17 protein-coding genes are annotated in these 18,537 nt (G+C 61.6%); 8 read left to right on the top strand and 9 right to left on the bottom strand.

The window, feature by feature from the left end; translation table 11 throughout:
- Nucleotides 1-11 precede the first annotated feature (11 nt).
- The gene (locus AC6RV7_RS19210) at nt 12-716 is read right to left on the bottom strand and encodes a MotA/TolQ/ExbB proton channel family protein (protein ID WP_500095816.1); all 705 of its coding nucleotides are present in this window, start codon (nt 714-716) and stop codon (nt 12-14) included.
- A 126-nt stretch (nt 717-842) separates the two neighbouring features.
- On the opposite strand from AC6RV7_RS19210, the gene AC6RV7_RS19205 reads away from it, so the two are divergent.
- The 4 genes from AC6RV7_RS19205 to AC6RV7_RS19190 are packed head-to-tail and all read left to right on the top strand — an operon-like array spanning nt 843 to nt 4,270.
- Nucleotides 843-1,955, top strand: coding sequence for a PfkB family carbohydrate kinase (locus AC6RV7_RS19205; protein ID WP_500095815.1), 1,113 nt, complete (start codon nt 843-845; stop codon nt 1,953-1,955).
- 22 nt (nt 1,956-1,977) lie between these two features.
- Nucleotides 1,978-2,625, top strand: a complete 648-nt coding sequence (gene tmk / locus AC6RV7_RS19200) for a dTMP kinase (protein ID WP_500095814.1) — start codon at nt 1,978-1,980, stop codon at nt 2,623-2,625.
- 33 nt (nt 2,626-2,658) lie between these two features.
- A complete protein-coding gene (locus AC6RV7_RS19195; RefSeq protein WP_500095813.1) occupies nt 2,659-3,621 on the top strand; it encodes a DNA polymerase III delta subunit-related protein in 963 nt (320 codons plus the stop codon).
- Nucleotides 3,569-4,270: a hypothetical protein gene (locus AC6RV7_RS19190; protein WP_500095849.1), complete on the top strand. Its 702-nt coding sequence runs from the start codon at nt 3,569-3,571 to the stop codon at nt 4,268-4,270. The genes AC6RV7_RS19195 and AC6RV7_RS19190 overlap by 53 nt, the downstream gene beginning before the upstream one ends.
- An 18-nt stretch (nt 4,271-4,288) precedes the next feature.
- Here the strand turns inward: AC6RV7_RS19190 and AC6RV7_RS19185 are convergent, their stop codons facing one another.
- The 3 genes from AC6RV7_RS19185 to AC6RV7_RS19175 all read right to left on the bottom strand — a co-directional run bounded on the left by AC6RV7_RS19185 (nt 4,289) and on the right by AC6RV7_RS19175 (nt 5,969).
- Nucleotides 4,289-5,068 (bottom strand): alpha/beta fold hydrolase, encoded by a 780-nt coding sequence (locus AC6RV7_RS19185; protein ID WP_500095812.1) that lies wholly within the window; start codon nt 5,066-5,068, stop codon nt 4,289-4,291.
- Nucleotides 5,069-5,159: 91 nt separating this feature from the next.
- Complete coding sequence (locus tag AC6RV7_RS19180; protein ID WP_500095811.1) at nt 5,160-5,564, bottom strand: VOC family protein; 405 nt, start codon at nt 5,562-5,564, stop codon at nt 5,160-5,162.
- A 63-nt stretch (nt 5,565-5,627) separates the two neighbouring features.
- A complete protein-coding gene (locus tag AC6RV7_RS19175) occupies nt 5,628-5,969 on the bottom strand; it encodes a hypothetical protein (RefSeq protein ID WP_500095810.1) in 342 nt (113 codons plus the stop codon).
- Nucleotides 5,970-6,315: 346 nt separating this feature from the next.
- Here AC6RV7_RS19175 and mutS point away from each other — a divergent pair, with 346 nt between their 5' ends.
- Nucleotides 6,316-8,865 carry a DNA mismatch repair protein MutS gene (mutS, locus tag AC6RV7_RS19170; RefSeq protein WP_500095809.1) on the top strand — a complete coding sequence of 850 codons (2,550 nt, stop codon included), beginning with the start codon at nt 6,316-6,318 and terminating at the stop codon, nt 8,863-8,865.
- 116 nt (nt 8,866-8,981) lie between these two features.
- Nucleotides 8,982-10,001, top strand: a complete 1,020-nt coding sequence (locus AC6RV7_RS19165) for an LLM class flavin-dependent oxidoreductase (protein WP_500095808.1) — start codon at nt 8,982-8,984, stop codon at nt 9,999-10,001.
- Nucleotides 10,002-10,174: 173 nt separating this feature from the next.
- On the opposite strand, the gene AC6RV7_RS19160 is transcribed toward AC6RV7_RS19165, so the two are convergent.
- The 4 genes from AC6RV7_RS19160 to AC6RV7_RS19145 form a co-directional block, all read right to left on the bottom strand.
- Nucleotides 10,175-10,696 carry an alpha/beta fold hydrolase gene (locus tag AC6RV7_RS19160; RefSeq protein ID WP_500095807.1) on the bottom strand — a complete coding sequence of 174 codons (522 nt, stop codon included), beginning with the start codon at nt 10,694-10,696 and terminating at the stop codon, nt 10,175-10,177.
- A 392-nt stretch (nt 10,697-11,088) separates the two neighbouring features.
- Nucleotides 11,089-11,853, bottom strand: coding sequence for an abortive infection family protein (locus AC6RV7_RS19155; protein WP_500095806.1), 765 nt, complete (start codon nt 11,851-11,853; stop codon nt 11,089-11,091).
- A gap of 274 nt (nt 11,854-12,127) precedes the next feature.
- Entirely contained in the window at nt 12,128-14,614 is a 2,487-nt protein-coding gene (locus tag AC6RV7_RS19150) for a hypothetical protein (RefSeq protein WP_500095805.1), read from the bottom strand.
- Nucleotides 14,615-14,887: 273 nt separating this feature from the next.
- Entirely contained in the window at nt 14,888-15,256 is a 369-nt protein-coding gene (locus AC6RV7_RS19145) for a hypothetical protein (protein WP_500095804.1), read from the bottom strand.
- 310 nt (nt 15,257-15,566) lie between these two features.
- On the opposite strand from AC6RV7_RS19145, the gene AC6RV7_RS19140 reads away from it, so the two are divergent.
- Together AC6RV7_RS19140 and AC6RV7_RS19135 are read left to right on the top strand one after the other, a co-directional pair.
- Nucleotides 15,567-16,490 (top strand): sulfurtransferase, encoded by a 924-nt coding sequence (locus AC6RV7_RS19140; RefSeq protein WP_500095803.1) that lies wholly within the window; start codon nt 15,567-15,569, stop codon nt 16,488-16,490.
- Nucleotides 16,463-17,287 (top strand): hypothetical protein, encoded by an 825-nt coding sequence (locus AC6RV7_RS19135; RefSeq protein WP_500095802.1) that lies wholly within the window; start codon nt 16,463-16,465, stop codon nt 17,285-17,287. The genes AC6RV7_RS19140 and AC6RV7_RS19135 overlap by 28 nt, the downstream gene beginning before the upstream one ends.
- Before the next feature lie 171 nt (nt 17,288-17,458).
- Here AC6RV7_RS19135 and AC6RV7_RS19130 read toward each other — a convergent pair whose 3' ends face one another.
- The gene (locus tag AC6RV7_RS19130) at nt 17,459-18,493 is read right to left on the bottom strand and encodes a 3-deoxy-D-arabino-heptulosonate 7-phosphate synthase (RefSeq protein WP_500095801.1); all 1,035 of its coding nucleotides are present in this window, start codon (nt 18,491-18,493) and stop codon (nt 17,459-17,461) included.
- Nucleotides 18,494-18,537 lie beyond the last annotated feature (44 nt).

The following is an 18,537-nucleotide window of genomic DNA, read 5'->3' as shown; positions in this document are numbered from 1 at the left end:
CGCCTCCGCGATTACTTCGACTCCAGCTCCAGGCGATCGGCGAGCGAGCTGGCGTAGTTTTCCAGCTCCGTGATCATCGCGCGCGTGTGGCTCAGGAGCAGGTTGTAGCCGAACACCGACGGGATCGCGACCACGAGGCCGGCGATCGTCGCGAGCATCGCGCCGGACACGCCGGGGGCGAGCTGCTGGATGCCGGCAGTCTGCTGCGTGGCGACCGCGCTGAACGCTTCCATGACGCCCCACACCGTGCCGAGCAGACCGATGAACGGCGCGCCGGAGACGATCGATGCGAGGAAAATCATGCTCGATTCGTAGCGCAGCGTCTGGCGGGCGATCGCCCGCTGGATCGCGTTTTCCGCGTGCTCGATCCGCGCGCGCGGCGTGTCGCTCCCGCGCTCCTTGCCGATCGCGGCGGCGCGCCAGTAGCTCTCCACCGCATCCGCGAACAGGTCGGCGTAGGGAATCGCGCGCTTGTTGCGAAACGACTCCGGCAGATCGAGCAGCGTGCGCTGGTCGCGCAGGTGCGACTCGAAACTGTTGTTCATGATCCGCAGCCGTTTCAGCTCGAGGTGCTTCCCGAGCATCACCGTCCACGCGATCAGGCTGGCGACCGCGAGCCCGGCAACGATTGCCTTGTCCACCGCGCCGCAGCGCTCGAAAATTTCAATGATGTTGGCCGAGGCCAGAAGGGGTGCGGGCAGAAAAAGCTCGATCATGGAAAATTGCGCTGAGACTTGAGGACTTTGCGCGGCACGTTCAACGGAAATTCCCTCCGGGGAGCGCGCGAATCTGTTTGCCGCTCGTGTCGGCCCGAACTTCGCTCGTCGTCCCTTTTATCCCCGATGGAATTCAAAACCCGTGCCCTGCAGGAGCTACGCGATCGCCGCGGCTCTCTTTCCTCGAAGCAAGCGATTCTCGGCCTCGACGGCTTCGTCGACACCATCGTGACTCCGGTCGCGCTGCGTGCCGGCCAAGGCGAGAACTTCACCCCGATCAGCCTCATCGCCGAGTTCGGCAACCGCATCGCCGGCGCCGCCGGCAAGAGCACCAACATCGAGTTCTTCCCGCGGATGGAAAAACTCGGCGGCAACGGCCCGATCATGGCCAATGCCGTCCTCGCCCAGGGAGCGCAAGTCACCTACATCGGCGCGCTCGGCACTCCGACCGTTCACCCCGTTTTCATGGATCTCGCCGAGCGCGCGCACGCCGTGTCGCTCTGCGCGGCGGCCGCGACCACCGCGGCGGAGTTCGACGACGGCAAGATCATGTTCGGCATGATGAAGAGCCTCGACGAGATCACGCCGCAGAAAATCGACGAGGTGATGGGCGCGGAGAAATGGAAAGCCACCCTCGCCTCCTCCGATCTCGTGGCGCTGGTCAACTGGACCATGATCCCGAACATGACGCAGGTCTTCACCGACCTGGTCGGTCGCGTGCTGCCGCAGATTCCAGCGAAGCCGGGGCGCGTGTTCTTCTTCGATCTGGCCGATCCGGAAAAGCGTTCGACCTCGGACCTCGTTTACGCGCTCGAGACGATCGCGAAATTCGAGCAGTTCGGCCGTGTGACGCTCGGCCTCAACCTGAAGGAGGCACAGCAGGTCTTCTCCGCGCTGGGCTTCGGCACCGAAACCGAGGGCGAGTCCGGTCTGCGCTCGATGGCCGATAAAATCCGCCGCCGTCTCGATCTCACGACCGTCGTCGTGCATCCGAAGGAGTCCGCCGCGTGCGCCACGAAGGACGGCACGTTCTGGGTGCCCGGACCGTATGCCGCCAAGCCGCTCATTACCACCGGCGCGGGCGATCACTTCAACGCCGGCTTCGTCAACGGCCAGATCATGGGCCTTTCGCCCGAATCGTGTCTCGCCCTAGGCGTGAGCACCAGCGGCCACTACGTAAGAACCGCAAAAAGCCCCACGCTTTCGGACTTGGAAACATTCCTCGCGAACTGGAAATAATTCGGCCAAAATCATCGACGCCATGCCTCTGAAATCGAAAACGTCCGGAAAATTGATCTCGTTCGAAGGCTCCGAAGGCAGCGGGAAATCCACGCAGATTTCCCGCCTCGCCGCCCGCCTCCAGAAAGACGGCCGCGAGGTCCTTTCCACGCGCGAACCAGGCGGGACCGAAATCGGGGAGCAGATCCGCAGCATCATCGTCCACAATTCCCGGGGCGATGAGATGTGCGCCGAAACCGAGTTGCTGCTCTTCGCCGCGGCGCGCGCCCAACTCGTCCGCGAAGTCATGGTGCCCGCGCTCAACCGCGGCGCCATCGTCCTGACCGACCGTTATCTCGATTCGTCCACCGTCTATCAGGGCGTCGGCCGCAATCTCGGCGCCGACCCCGTCGCGCAGATCAACCGTTTCGCCGTCGGCAACGTCATGCCCGATCTCACGATCGTCATGGACGTGCCCACCGACGTCAGCCTCGCGCGCATCCGCCAGCGCGCCACCGACCTGCCGGACCGGATGGAACGCGAGAACATCGATTTCTACGAAAAGATCCGCGAAGGCTATCTCGTCCTCGCGAAGGGCATGGCCGATCGCTTCATCGTGATCGACGGCACCCAAACGCCCGACGCGATCGAGAAAAAGATCTGGGCCGCAGTGAAGGAGCGGCTCGGATAAGTCCGCGCAGCGTTCGTTTCCCTTTTCGCCGAGATGTCCGTCTCCGCCGCTCCTTGGCCGCCCGCGCTCGCCGGCACCCCTGCCGTGGCGGTGATCGAACGTGCGATCGAGCGTCAGCGGCTTTCGCACAGCCTGCTGCTGCACGGCGACGACCTGCCCACGCTCGTCGCCGTCGCGCATGCGATCGCCGATCGGCTGCTGAACGGCCCGGATTCGGCGGCCCGTTTTCCCGCCGAGGAACATCCCGACTGCCACGCGCTGCGCCCCGCGGGTAAAACCCGGCAGATCTCCGCCGACGCCACCCGCGATCTCATCGGCAAGGTGCAGGTCTCGGCCACCGTCTCGCCACGCAAGGTCGCAATCGTCCACGAAGCCGACCGGATGAACGTCGCCGCGGCCAACATCTTCCTCAAAACCCTCGAGGAACCGCCGGCCAACACAACGCTCCTGCTGCTGACCACCCGACCCTACGCGCTCCTGCCGACGATCCGCAGCCGCGTGCTGCATTTTCGTTTTCCCAGCACCGCCACCGCCTTGTCGGCCGACGGTTGGGCCGCCTGGCTCGAGGACTATCGCGCGTGGCTCGGCCGGCTGATGGCTGGCGTGGGTGACAAAACCGACGTCGCCGATCACATTTTCACGCTCTACGGTCTCGTCGCCCGTTTCGGCGCCGTCCTCGATTTTGCGACCGCCGAGGTCTGGAAGAAGGAAAAGGAAAAGCTCCCGGCCGACCTCGACGAGGACGAGGAGATCGCCATGGAAACCGGCATCGCCAACGGCCTTCGCAGCCGGCTCTTCGCCGAGATCGAACAGGCCACCCGCGCGTTCGCGCTGCCCCATCTCCAGACCGCCGAGGCCGCGACGGCGCGCCGCGCGCTGGTTGCCGCCGTCCAGCAACTGGAACACGATGTCGGCCTGCTCCGACTGAATCTCAACGAGGCCAATGCGCTCGAACACTTCCTGCTCTCGTCGCTCCGTCTTTGGGCCCGCCGCTAACCGGCTCCTCGGTCCGCTCGCCGCCGCTTTCGCGATCGTGCTGCTCGCGGCCTGCGGTCCGTCCGAGGAGGCCAAGGCGCCGCGCAAGGCGTTCATCGAACGTGTGCAACCCGCCGACTTCTACGCCGCCGAGGTCGCCTTCGACGAGCTGTATTCAAAAAATTACGACCTCGCTTTTCTCCGCACCGACTATGGCAAGCCTCTCTCCGCCCTCGCGCTGAAGCGCAACCCCGAGGGCGGCGGCTACACGCTCGTCTACAGCATCCTTTCGCCCGATCCCGAGGTCGGCTGGCAGAAACTCACCGCTTCGCTCGACGACGATTTCGCCGCGCAGGTCCTCCGCGCCGTGGAGCTCAAGCTGCACCGCAACGTCACGCTGAGCACGCAGGCCCGTAAACCCGACCGCCGTGAGGGTGACTTGTGGATTTTTCAACGTCTGCAAGACGGCAAAGTCGCCGCCGCGCTGATCGCCTTCGACCGCACGATCGGAAATCCCGAGGCCACCGAGTTCATCGACGAACTCATCGGCGGTCTGCGCGAATTGCCCCGCGTCGATCCGAATGAACGCGAGGACCTCCTCGTGAAACTCGACCGGCTCGCCTCGCGCATCGCCCTCAACGAAGAGCCTCAGCCGGACGAGAAAAAATAACGCGAGCGCTGCGCCGGCTCAGCGCACGAACGCCGTCACCGCCGCGACGAATTCCTCTCGCCGGTCCATGTGCGGATTGTGTCCCGCACCCGGCACACCGACGAATTCCGCGTGCGGAAAATGCCGCCGGATCGTCGCGTGATCCTCCGACTGCACGTAGTGCGAGCGCTCGCCGGTGACGAAGAGCGTCGGCCCGTCGAAACGATCGTCCGGCGCCAGGGAGTTCGCCTCCATCGTCGGCAACGCCTCCGTGAGCACGGGCAGGTTGATCGCCCAGCGCCAGCGGCCGCTCGCATGATCCCGCTCCAGATTCGTCACGAGAAACTTCCGCATCGCCCAGTCGTCCACGCGCGCCTCGAACCGCAGTTCGGCCTCGGCGCGGGATTTCAGATGCTCGAGATTCAACTCGTTCATCGCCGCAAACTCAGCCCGATGCGCCGCCCATCGATAATCCTTGGGTGCGATGTCAACGATGATCAGGCGCTCGATCCTCGAGGGATGTTGCGCCGCCAGGCGCATCGCCACCTTTCCTCCAAGGCTGTGGCCGAGCAACGTCGCCCGCGGGAGAGCGCGCGCGTCGAGCCAGCCGATCACATCCGCGATCATCGCATCGAAACTCATGTCGTGGTCGTGCGGCGAACTCCCGTGATTGCGCAGATCGAGCGCGAAAACGTGAAACCGCGACGCAAGATCGCGCCCCGCCGTCTGCCAGTTTCGTGACGACCCGAGCAGGCCGTGCAAAATCACCAGCGGCGGATGCCCGGCTCCGCCCAGATCGCGATGGAAAAGTTGAACCACGCGAAAACGAAACACCGCAAACGCCGCCTTCAGCAAGACCGCGCATCGTTTCGCGATCCCACGCTCGTTAACCCTAAACCCGGCGATGCCGTTAGGGCCCGACGGCTTTCGGCTGAATCAAATCCCACAGATTGCCGTGGAGATCTTTGAACACCGCGACCGTTCCATAAGCTTCCTCCTTCGGCGCACGCACAAACTCGACGCCCCGGACGCGGTAGCGTTCGTAGTCGCGCCAGAAATCGTCGGTGGAGAGAAAAAGAAAAACCCGCCCGCCGGTCTGATTCCCGATCTGCGCCGCCTGCTCGGGTGTCGACGCGCGCGCCAGCAGCAGACGACAGCTCCCGCCACCCCGCGGTGCCACCACCACCCAGCGCTTGTTCTGCGCCGGCACGTCGGAATCTTCGACGAGCACGAATTCGAGTTTTCCGACGAAAAACGCAATCGCCTCGTCATAGTCGCGCACCAGCAGAGAGACCAGGGAGAGGGCTTGGTTCATGGATCGCGGGGAAAGCTGGGCTAAAACTCGGCCGGAGGAAACACGAGGGGCAACTCTCGTTGCCTAGTAATCGTCCATCACACCCCACACCACCCAGGTGAACCCCACGTTGAAAATGACCAGGCCGGCGGCGCCGAAAACCGGCGAGATCACGGTGCCGATCAGCAAAGCCAGGTTCGCAAGGATCATCACGACGATATAATCCCGCGTCCGGCGCGACGGTCGTCGCGGCGTGAAGACCACGTCGTTCAACCCTGCGTCGTTCGAACGCCGAAGATTTTCGTCGAGGTGCGCGCGAACCCGGTTCGGATCGGACGTCCGCTCTCCGTCGGCCGCGTTCAGACGCTCGAACTCCGCCGTTTTGAACGTAAACCTTTTCGGCGAAGCTGACGGTTCGTCGGGCATTCAGCGTTTCCCGTTTCGCCGCCGATTTTTTGGGTCCGAGCCGAGGCTTTGCATGCAGCCGCGTTGTAAGTTTTCCCCGCCAAGCGACAACGGGATAATTCGGACCATTCCCGTCCCCAAAGCGACGTGACCTGAGCGCCTCCCTCATTTTCCGTCACGTTTGGGCTTCGCGGCGGCAAAAGTTTTCGTTTTGTGTGACCGAAATGCACGTGCCTCTTCCCTCCGCTTCCGTCTCCACGCGGGCGCGGCTTCGCGATTCGCTCCCTTTTTCTCTCCCGTCAACTCCGGTCGCCGTCCCCGGCTTCTCCGGACTGCGCCATCGCCTCGAAACCAAGGGATGGGCGCCATGACGCCGATGATGCAGCAGTATTTCGAGGTGCGCCGCGGCCTCGCGAAAGACACCCTCCTGCTCTTCCGCCTCGGCGATTTCTTCGAAATGTTTTTCGACGACGCTGCGGTCGCGTCGCGCCTGCTCGGACTCACGCTCACCAAACGCGGCGACACGCCGATGGCCGGCATCCCCGCGCACGCGGTCGACAACTACGTCTCCAAACTGCTCGCCGCCGGCAAAAAGGTCGCCATCTGCGACCAGGCCGAACCCGCCAAAGCCGGCAAACTCGTGCGCCGGCAGCTCACGCGTATCCTTTCTCCGGGGACAACGCTTTCGGCCAACCAGCTCGACGCCGCGCGCAACCATTACCTTTGCGCGCTGTGCCACGACAAACACGGCCTGCACGCCGCCTGGCTGGATCTCTCGACCGGCGAGTTCAAGGTCGCGAGCGACGCCGACATCGCCAACCTCCTCCCCGTCCTGACCGCGCTCGATCCGGCGGAGTTGCTCGTAATCGAAGGCGAGCTCACCCGCTGGCAAGCCGCGCCCCACGATCAGGTGTCGCTCCACGCGTTGCACGCGTTCTGCGGCGGACGTCTCTGCTCGGAACTGGCCGGTTATCATTTCGAAACCGCCACGGGCGCGAAGACCGTGATGGACACGATCGGCGTGCTGAATCTCGAGGGGTTCGGCCTCGCGCACAGTCACCCGGCGCTCGGTCCGGCCGGCGCCCTCGTTTACTACGCCACGGAAAATCTCTGCGCCAAACCGGAAAACCTGCGCGGCCTGCAGGAGTATCGCAGCGCGCGCACGCTGCTGCTGGATCCGGCGACGCTCCGCAATCTCGAGATTTTTTCCTCCAGCCGCGGCACGCGCGAAGGTTCGCTGCTGCACGCGATCAACCGCACCGCCACTGCCGCCGGCGCGCGCCTGCTCGAACGCTGGCTCGCCGCCCCGCCGCTCGACCTGGCCGAACTCAATCGCCGCCAGACGCTCGTCGGCGAACTGCGCGAACAACCGACGCGACTGCTCACGTTGCGCGAACTCCTCGGACAAGTCCGCGACATCCCGCGCATCCTCGGCCGCCTCCAGAACCGCCTGCGCAATCCCCGCGAACTCGGCGGTATTCGCGATACCCTCGCGCAACTCCCCCAAATCCGCACCGAACTCGCCGCCTTCGGCCCCGGATCTCAGCTCTCAGCTCTGGGCTCTCAGCTGCAAGAGTTCACGCAACTGCGCGAACTCTTGCCCCGCTCCCTCGCCGACGAACTCCCCAACGATCTCACCGACGGAAACTATATCCGCACCGGCTACGACGCAGAGCTCGACCGGCTGCGTTCGCTCACGACCGACAACAAAACGTGGCTCTCCGATCTCGAGCGCACCGAGCAGGAGCGCACCGGGATTCGCAGCCTGAAGGTAAGGTTCACGAATAATTTCGGTTATTACATCGAGGTCACCAAGGCGAATCTCCACCTCGTGCCCGCCGACTACATCCGCCGCCAGACGACGGTCGGCGGCGAGCGCTACGTGACGGAGGCGCTGAAACAAAAGGAAAAGGAAATCTTCCACGCCGAGGAAAACGCCCTCGCGCGCGAGCTCGAGTTGTTCAACGCGCTCGTGGCCGTCGTGCTCGACGATTCCATCGCGCTCGCGCAGACGGCGGAAACCCTCGCCGAGCTCGATGTGTTTTGCGGCTGGGCGTTACTGGCGCGCGAATGGGACTACACGCGGCCCGTGCTCGACGATAGCGACACGCTCGAGATCGTCGAAGGGCGCCATCCCGTGGTCGAGCAGACGCTCCGCTCGCTCGACACGATCGCCGCGCGCGGCGCCAGCGCCGGCTTCGTGCCGAACGACACGCTGCTCGCCTGCAGCGAGGCGCAGATCGCGTTGATCACCGGTCCCAACATGGCCGGCAAATCGACCTACATCCGCCAGGTCGCGCTGATCACCTTGCTCGCGCAGATCGGCTGCTGGGTGCCGGCGAAATCCTGCCGCGTCGGGCTTGTTGATCGGATCTTCTCGCGCGTCGGCGCGAGCGACGACCTCGCGCGCGGCAACTCGACGTTCATGGTCGAGATGAACGAGACCGCGAACATCCTCAACAACGCCACCGCGCGCTCGCTCATCATCCTCGACGAAATCGGCCGCGGCACCTCGACCTACGACGGCCTTTCGATCGCCTGGGCCGTCGTCGAGCACCTGCACCGCGAAGAGGAACGCGGGCCGCGCACGCTATTCGCGACGCATTACCAGGAGCTCACCCAGCTCGAGAAACACCTGGCGCGCCTGCGGAATTTCTCCGTCGCGGTGAAGGAATGGAACGACGACATCGTGTTCGTCCGCCGCGTAATTCCCGGCGCCGCCGATCGCAGCTACGGCATCCAGGTCGCGCGCCTCGCCGGCCTGCCGCTGAGCGTGATCGAGCGCGCGAAAACGATCCTCGGCAAACTCGAGAGCGACGACACCAGCGTGACGCTTCCGTCCGCGACACCGCAGGCGAAGCCGAAGAAAAAGATCACCGTCAAACCCGCCGACGAATCGCAGCTCAGCCTGCTGTAAGCGGACTTCAGCGCGAAGACGCCAAGGACCGCGAAGTTCGAAATGATCCTCTCCTCTGACTTCGCGCTCCTTTGCCTTCTTCGCGCCTTCGCGCTTAATGCTCGTAGGTGTGCGCTATGAAAAAACTCGGTTTCTTGTCCTTCGGCCACTGGACGCCTTCGCCCCACTCGGAGGCGCGCTCCGCGTCGGATGTGCTGCTACAGTCGATCGACCTCGCGGTCGAAGCCGAGCGGCTCGGGCTGGATGGAGCGTATTTCCGCGTCCATCATTTCGCGCGTCAGCTCGCCTCGCCGTTCCCGTTGCTTGCGGCCATCGGCGCCCGCACCCGGAAAATCGAGATCGGCACCGGCGTCATCGACATGCGGTATGAGAATCCGCACTACATGGCCGAGGACGCCGGTGCGGCGGATCTCATCGCCGGCTCGCGCCTGCAACTCGGCATCAGCCGCGGTTCCCCCGAGCAGGTGATCGATGGCTGGCGCCACTTCGGTTACCGTCCCGCAGAGGGCGAAGACGATGCCGCGATGGGCCGGCGCCACGCGCAGGAGTTTCTCGAACTTTTAAACGGAAAAGGCTTCGCCCAGCCGCATCCGCGCCCGATGTTCCCGAATCCTCCCGGACTCCTGCGTCTCGAGCCGTTTTCTCCCAGCCTGCGCGAACGGATCTGGTGGGGCTCCGCGACCAACGCCACCGCCGTCTGGGCGGCGAAGCTCGGCATGAACCTCCAGAGTTCGACGCTCAAGTTCGACGAATCGGGCGAACCGCTACACGTGCAGCAAGCCGCGCAAATCCGCGCCTTCCGGCAGGCGTGGAAAGAAGCCGGCCACAAACGCACCCCGCGCGTCTCCGTGAGCCGGAGCATTTTTCCGCTCATGGACGACCGCGACCGCGCCTACTTCGGCGACGGTGGCGCCGAGACCGACCAGTTTGGCATCATCGATTCGATGCGCGCCGTCTTCGGGCGCAGCTACGCCGCCGAACCCGACGTCCTGATCGAGCAACTCCGCCAAGACGAAGCCATCGCCGAAGCCGACACCCTGCTCCTCACGATTCCCAATCAGCTCGGCGTCGCGTATAACGTTCACGTCCTCGAATCACTCCTCACCCACATCGCGCCCGGCCTCGGCTGGCGGTAGGCGAGATGAGTTGAGAGTTGAGGGTTGAGAGTTGAGAGACCGATCAGCGGAAGGCCGTGCGATCAATGCGGCGGACTAGGGCGTCTACGTGTTTCACCACGGAGAGCACGGAGGCCGTCGATAGCTGACGGCCAACCGCTGACAGCTCATTGCTGATAGCTGACCGCTCCAGCTCACCCCCTCGGTCCGATTCGATCGAGGGCGGCCTTGATCGCCTGCAAGTAATTCGGATGCCAGAGCTCGTGATCGGCCTCGGGGACGACGGTGTGGGTGCACTGGCGGTAGAAGTCGCGCACGGCCGTGGCGCGGCGGTGCATTTGGCCGTCTTCGTTTTCCCCCACGAGCACGTCGGCCGGCGTGTCGGCGTTGCCCGCCTGGTAGGAAATCATCCACCGCTGCGGCTCATCGTCGTCCTCCAGGAAAAACGGCGAGATCGAACCGAGGATCAGATGCCGGGCGCGGAGTGCGCCCAGATGCGAGTAGAGGGCGCCGAGAGAGAACCCCATCACGACCTTGCCCGCGGTCTGCGCGCCGACCTGCCCAAACACGGCGCTCGAATCGAAGTTCGGCTGGGGACCGGTCCAATCCAGTTGGACGAACTCGGTGTCCCAGCCTGAGGCGTGGACGAAATCCGTGAACGGACGAAAACGCCGTTCGGCTCCCGGCATCGGCGGCACTACGGTCAGCAATGGCATGCGAACTCGATGATCATCGATTGGGAAACGTCAATGGCGCCCGCCCGTCTTCCGGGGTGGACGCACCGCGCGGCGCCAACACGTCAATAGTGTATACGTGCCCCGTCCGACTGGTCCGCGACTCAATGCGCGCCGTCTTCGGCCGCAGCTACGCCGCCGAACCGACGTCCTGACCGGTCACTCCGCCAAGACGAAGTGATCGCCGAAGCCGACACCCTGCTCTTCACGATCCTAACCAACTCGGCGCCGAATATAACGTCCATGTTCTGGAATAGCTCCTTACCCACATCGCCACGGCACTCGGCTGGAGATAGCCCGCCACACAGCGCCAGAGACTCACCCAAGGTTTGAGTGGGGTGTGCCGAACCCGCTGCTCCCCATTCGATGCCCGCTTAAGAGTCCGAAGAATCCGAGCGTCTAGACGACGGCCTTCGTGCCTCCGCAGTAGCGATCAGAAATGTTGCCATCGTGCCGGCAAGGTTCACAGCCAACTCGGCGTGTCGCGGAGCTGGCCGCACTGCGGAGCGTCCGACACCGTGAGCGTCGCTCAGTCGATTGCGCAGCGCTCCAAGTCCTTCAACGACTGAGTGGCAGCCGCCGAGAACCTGTTTGAAAACGTGCTCACTGTGCTGACTTGGCGCGAGATTGAGTTGTTTGGCCACGAGTGCGTGAAGCTTCGGCAAATCCATTGAGTCGTCGTAGGTGACGCCTATCTCGTCGAGAATGTGTTTGCAGACGGTCTCGAGTAGCGTGCGCGACGCGGTGATAGCGCCTTCAGGGTCTGTCGCTCTGCGTTCCAACGCTTTTCGCCAAGCGTCGTGCACGTTCACTGAATTGACCTGACGAATAGTGTTAGTCGCTGAATCGTCGCTGGGGGATCGCGTTTCAGATTCGAGCATCGAGAGAACGGGTTCAAACTGCTCGCGAATGTATTCGCGTCGTGGCGCGTATTTATGGATTTTCGAAATGACACCCCAAAACTCCATTAAGTCGCGGCAGGTCCTCACGAAGTTAGGGAGTTTTGAGGAAATCCGCGGCTCAGCTATCAGTTCGGCACGCAGCTGCTTATACTCATGTTCCTGGGGCATCCCACCTGTCGCTTTCGAGACGAGCATATTCTTGAGCGATTCAACTTTTTCGAGAAGCGGTTGGTGCATAATTCGGATCAAGTTGGTGCTGGAGTTTCGCGGGGGCGAAACTGCGAACAGATGGTAAGTCCAATGTTGAGCACTCGTGTAAGCAGGTCTACCGCGCGCGAGATGTCCGCATTCCCGCGAAGCTAAGGGTCAAGAACCTATGTTTCACTGCGCCCTATTCTTGGATGCGCGGCATCTCGACGTACCGCTAAACGCGAAAAACAGTGTTCCTCGGAGAAAGCGAAGCATCATCGGCGTGTTTCTTTGGTCCACCGACAATTTCTTCCCACAACTACTAGGACGCGTGACTTAATCGGTAGCGAACGCGCTTCCTTTCGAATGCCCGAGCCGCCCTCTGAAGCACATATTCGAAATATTTTTCAGCCGCAGGCCTAACTGCATGCTTGATGATCTCGTTGTCGGAGAACCCCTCGACCTTGTATCGATGGCAGTTTACGAGCCACGTTTGCTCCACCTTTTCCAGATAACTCAAAAAGGCGCTTACCCGCTCGATGCGTTTGTTTAGCCGAGCCATTCCGCTTGTTGCCGCTATCACTTCCGTCAAATCGGACAGCTGGAGCCACGTATCACCGTCATGAATCGATGCATCGAGGGTGCAGATCTCGAGATAGGTGAAGTCCTGCGAAAGCTCCTTGAATAAATAGCCGCCGAGGCGGGTTGGAATTAACACAGAGCTGTTAATCAAAGCGCCGCCATCTAGGCTCCTGATCAGGTTCCCGGAATACATTTTATCGATGCAAGCTATCACGTCGGCTTCCGAGAGGCCAAGTTGATAGAGTTCTGAAACCAAAGTAGCGACTTCCACGCCCTCGCTCTCGCCTTTCGCGGCCAACGCGTAGAGACGGGCCAATATATGTAATCTCAAAAGCTGGACCCCCTCTCTAGGAAGCTTCGAGTCGAAGATATTCAGCAGGAGCGACTCTTCTTCACGGTAGAATTTTCGCTGACCAAAAACCACCCCCTTGAAGAACTCATGGTGAGGAAAATACGAGGGCGTTCCAGCCGCATAGTCGTAGAGCACCCGGTCCGCTGAGATGTGCTCGCTTGCAAGAAACTCTCGGACGAGAGTCAGGCAACGTCGAACATTTCCGCCCGAAAGGGCCTCAACCATGTGGCCACATGGATTGTCGAGAACGGAACGGCCGACGACGTCGAAAAACTCAGCTAGGTTTCCGATCACGAACTTGCTCCCATTGTCGGCGACGAATGTCGCCTTTTCACCCTCAAGAATCGTTTTCGCGTAGGCGAAACGCCGCGACAATACCGGCAGCACGCTAGGAGCATCGACATAAATCGCATCCATTTGAAACGCATCGAAAACGGGCGTGCTCCTATACTTGGCGTAGGTCGCGTCCCGCAACGTCATGATTACATTCGCGCCAATGCGTCGTGCACAAGCCTGTGCCTCGATAAAGATGCGCCGCGCGTAATCTTCGTTCTCGAGTTGGTCGACATTGTCGATAACTAAATAGATCGGCAGTCTACGCTGAACATGCCTCAGAATTTTTTCTACATATGGCTCAATCGCCTTCCTATCTGCCATTACGATTTCGGTCAGATGCGTCGCGAATGCCTTTTCATCCGTCCTAAAAAGGAGAGCTAACGCGCCGCGCTTAAGCTTTTCGATATCCTCTTTGTATGCATGCTCAATCGTTTGACCCCAATCTCCGAGATTAAATGCGGTGTCCGCCTCGATGTATTCGAGGATGCATTTGTAGAGAAAAGTCTTGGGTTCGTCAGACGTCGTCGCTAGTTTGTAGTCAACGTAGAGCCATATGACTTTTCCGCCGACGGCACTCGCGGCTGAGACTTTCTGGGTGTAGTGGAGGAATGTGGTTTTTCCTGCTCCGACAGGCCCCAACAGGAGCAAGAATTGCGGTAGTCCGGGGGCTGCTTTTTCCAAATTTTCTTCGAGCGCCTTACTGCCACCTTTACTAAGCCTAGGACGAATCACTTTGCGATCCAGATTCGGTCTAGCATCGGCAATGTGCATTTTGAGCCGCTCGTCGTATTTAACCCGTTCAGCATTTCGCACGTAGCAGTGCGTCAGCGCATCAACGTCATTCAGAATAGCCTCGTCAGTAAAAGCGAGGTTCACCGCTTTTTCCACGCAGGGGTAAAGTTGATTTCTCCCTAACCGAAACCCCGAGTCCTTGATCACTCGGACTAGCCTGTGCTCGTCCTCGGATTTAGGCATGCCGTAGAAATGGCTCTCCAGGCTACCCTCGATCACTCGTTGCCGAGAGAGCATCTCCCAAAACTCTACGATCCGATCTTTTATGTCAGTTAGGTTTCGAAAAATATGCGCCTGGCTTTCTTCGAAAGTTACGCCGTCGACACGCGTCGCAGGAAAAACAATCCATGCTGCCCCGTTCGTTGTGACGGCAAAAGGAAGCGAAAGCCTGCGCGCATAATCACGCGCCTGTCGTATCGCAGCACCAAGTTCTCCCTCAGCCAAGAAACCGCCAAGCTTCCCGGACTTGCGGTTTTGAGGGAGGTGGAACGCAGCACCAGCACGCTTTGCTTCCACTACAAACGCCGTTGAAGCTGTCCGAATAACGTAGTCCGCGAACTCAGCTTGTTTGTCTTCAGATGTGCGTTCTTCATATCTGATATCATCTGGGGTCCATCCGAGGACGCCGCTGATGATTTGATCGATGACTTTTCGGCGCGTCTCGGCTTCGTTGGCGTCTTGAAGGACGAGCTTGCCGAATTGTTCGACTACTTTCGCCAGCTGAGCGGAGCCTTCATCGATATTCATAGACCAAAAAGCCGGAGGTTAGGATTACTCAGCATTGTAAATTAACGGCGCAAGCGAAATTGCGGAGGGTTGAAGGAAAAGGAAATGAGCACCGTCACTCCCACCGACCACTCGCAGCTCAGTCTGTTGTAAACCTCCGCGTCGACCCGGCAGCGAGCGGGTGAAGCCCACAGGGTGGCTGACAATTGACAGCGCAGTGGGACGCCGCGGAACAGGCCAGGTATTGACTCTTCACCACTCAAGAGTGGGCCGGCGGTACGCCTGCCACGGGTGTTAGGCGGGGTCGCTAGGAGACCAATCAAGCCTAAATTGGCTGCCGGTTGCGAGGAACCCAGGTTGAACTCCGCGCGGCTCGACAAACCTCACCATCGCGCCGACTCCGGTGACGAAGCGGATGTAATCGATCTCCGCCTCCGAATACGGCGTGCCGTCGGCGCGAAACACGTCGTGGTGCCACGGCTTCGGTTCAGCGGTGTAGTTCTGTCTCCACGTTTCCCACGGACAGATCGTCTGCGGTTCGCCGTCGACGCGAGCCTCGGTCCAGCGACCAGGAACAGTGAGATTCGCCGCGATACCGACGGCCGGCACAAACGCGCACAGCGTCCCGCCAGCGAGATAAAGGAGCGAACGGAGCCTCGCCATTTCAGAAAGGCGTTTGGGGTTGCAGATTGAGAAGGCCGGACCGCGGCCGCGCAAGCGGGCGCTTACTCGCTTCCGACTGCCGCCGGCATCCGGGGCCGGGCGACGGGGTCATGTGATGACTTTTGACAGCGGGAGGGGGAACGAAGGAGTCATGTTTTGACTCGACAATGCCCCAGGCGAGCGGCGCACCAGGTGAAGCCTACGACGCGCAAACTGACGTAGGCCTCATTCATGAGCCTTGCATGGATTGAATCTCACCACGGCCTTGAGTTTTCCGATCGGCCGCACGTTCTCGTAAGCCCCTTTGATCGTGCCTTCATTCGTCAACATCTCCGCCTATAAATTCACTCCGCTCGCCGAGCTTTCCGTCTGGCGCGAGCGGCTGTTGGAGGTGTGTCGCGCCGGCGATCTGCGCGGCACCATCCTGTTGAGCGTCGAGGGCATCAACTTGTTCGTCGCCGGCAGGCGGAGCCAGATCGACACGCTGCTCGCCACATTGCGCACCATCCCCGGCCTCGCCGATCTCACCCCCAAGGAAAGCTTCAGCGCGGAACAGCCGTTCGATCGGATGTTGGTGAAGATCAAAAAAGAGATCATCTCGTTCGGTGTTCCCGGCATCGATCCCGCGCGCCGCCCGAGTCCGAAGCTCCCGGCCCGCACGTTGAAGCAGTGGCTCGACGAAGGCCGGCCGATCACGCTCCTCGACACCCGCAACGACTACGAGATTCGCCTGGGCACCTTTCGCGGCGCCGTTCCGGCCCGCATCGAACACTTTCGCGAGTTTCCCGCCGCCGTGAAAAACCTGCCGGAGGAAATGAAGGAGCGCCCGATCGTGATGTTTTGCACGGGCGGCATCCGCTGCGAAAAGGCCGGACCTTATCTCGAGCAGGCCGGCTTCAAAAACGTGCACCAGCTCGACGGCGGTATTTTGAAATATTTCGAGGAATGCGGCGGCGCGCACTACGACGGCGAATGCTTCGTCTTCGACCAGCGCGTCGGCGTCGACCCCGCCCTGCGCGAAACGAATTCCGTGCTGTGCGGCAACTGCCAGCTACCGCTCACGGAAGCCGAACAGCAGGATCCTCGCTACCTGCCCGACATCCGTTGTCCCCATTGCGCGGATCCGACCCTTCGCGAAAGACCCAGCGCTCATCGTTTGCGTTTGCCGCTTGATGCAGCCGATGGCCGCAACAATGTCGCGCTAGCATGCACCGCCACGTCGTTGCCCTCCTGAGTCTGATCACAGTCGCGTTCGCCGCCGACCTCGCGCCCGACGCGCTGTCGTCGAAAATCATCGCTTTCAAAACCGCCAGTTCGTTCGGCAACGGTTTCACGCTCGTCGAGACGCTGTTCTCGGCCGACGGATCCTATCTGGACATCCGCCGCAATCACAGCCGACCGGTCACCTACTGGTATGCGGGTGGAGAAGGCACCTACACTTACGTCAAAACGGGCGCCGACACAGCGAAGATCGCGCTCACGGGCGAGCATCCCGCCGAGCCGTCGGGAGTCTGGAATCTCACGTTCAAAACCGCCGACAGTGGCGAGGTGCTCAGCGACCAGATCAACAATAACGGAATCGAGGCCGGAACGTTCCAGGTTTTCGATCGCGCTCCGGTTCCGCTGCTGAACGTTTCCAACCGCACCACCGTCAGCGCGACGAAAGTGTCGATCACCGGTTGCGTGATCGGCGGCAACGTGCCACGACTCGTACTGATCAAAGTCCTCGGACCGTCGCTCGAACCGTTTGGCGTGTCGAATTTCGTGCCCGATCCGATGCTCGTCGTCTACGATTCATCGAACACCGCGATCGCGACGAATCAGTCTTGGAACACCCTTCCTGCCGAGCAAACCGGACTGGTCGAGAGCATGAAACGCGTCCTGCCACTCGTCGGCGCGCAACCGTTCGGAAGCGACCGCGAGCCGGGCCTGCTGCTCGAACTTTCGCCGGGCGCCTACACGGTGCATGCCAGTTCGGAGACCGCGGAAGTCGAGGGCGAGGTTCTGACCGAAGTCTATTTCTTCCGCTAAAAACGTCGCCGCGCTTCCGGCTGCCGTCGCCGGCACATGAAACCCGGCTCGGCCGGTTATAACTGGAGCTCAGCGCAAAGACGCCAAGGACCACAACGTTTCGCGACGATCCCCGGCCCTCTTTGCGCGCCTCCGCCTGCTTCGCGTCTTCGCGCTTAACTTAACTCCTCATCACCTCCGCCGGAGCGCCCAGAGTTCCTTCGCCTGCGCGATCGTTTTCTTCAACACGTCCGGCGTGAGCGATTGCTTCGGGTCATCGCCGATGCCTTTCGCCGGCTCGACGTGCGCTTCGATACACAAGCCATCCGCGCCGTAAGCGATCGCTGCGAGCGAGGCCGCGGGCACGTAGGCTGCCTTGCCGACCGAGTGCGAGGGATCGACCACGACGGGCGCCCAGGTCTTCTCCTTCAACAACGGCGTGATGCTCTCGTCGGGGTGATTGCGGTAGCCGTCGAGCGTCGGCGTCGTGCCGCGCGGACAAAGGATCACGTTGGGATTCCCAAACGCCGTGATGTATTCGGCGGCGGAGATAAATTCGTTCAACGGTCCCATGTGGATGCTGCGTTTCAACAGCACCGAGGTTGACGGCCGGTTCGCGATGGCTCGGCCGATCTGACGAAGCAGCGAGTAGTTCAGCGCATTGCGCGCTCCCACCTGCAAAACCGCCACGCCGGCATCGAGCGCGAGCGCGATCTGCGCCTCTTCCATCACTTCGGTGTCGACTGGCAGACCGGTGCGGCGCGAAGCCTCGAGCAGGATGTCGAGCGACTTCACATCGCCCTGAAACGTGTAGGGATTGGTCCGCGGTTTCCAGACTCCGCCGCGAAGGACGTGAGCGCCGGCCTCTTTCACCGCCTGCGCCGTTTCGTAGAAGTAGTTCGGATTCTTCGGATCGATCGTGCACGCCCCCGCAATCACCAACAGTTCCTCGCCCAACGTCACGCCGCCCAGCTTGATCCGGTGCGTCGCGAGGTCCGAGCGCTTGTCCATCAGCTTGAAGGGCGACTGGATCCGGTCGATCCGCTCGACGTAATCGAGGCCCTCGAGCCGGTTCATCATGAGCTCGTCGCGTTCGTCGCCCACGATCGCGTAGATCGTGCGCACCGCGCCGATGATCGGCTGAATCTTGCAGCCGAATTCGGTGACGATCGCAGTGACTTCGTTGAGCTGTTCGGGCGTAAGTCGGTGGGATTTCGGGAGGATCATGGCGAGGTGACGGATCTATTAAACGCAAAAGCCGCCTGCAGGAG

Source organism: Opitutus sp. sgz309028 (genome assembly GCF_059821195.1).
This window is presented reverse-complemented; position numbering and strand designations above follow the sequence as displayed.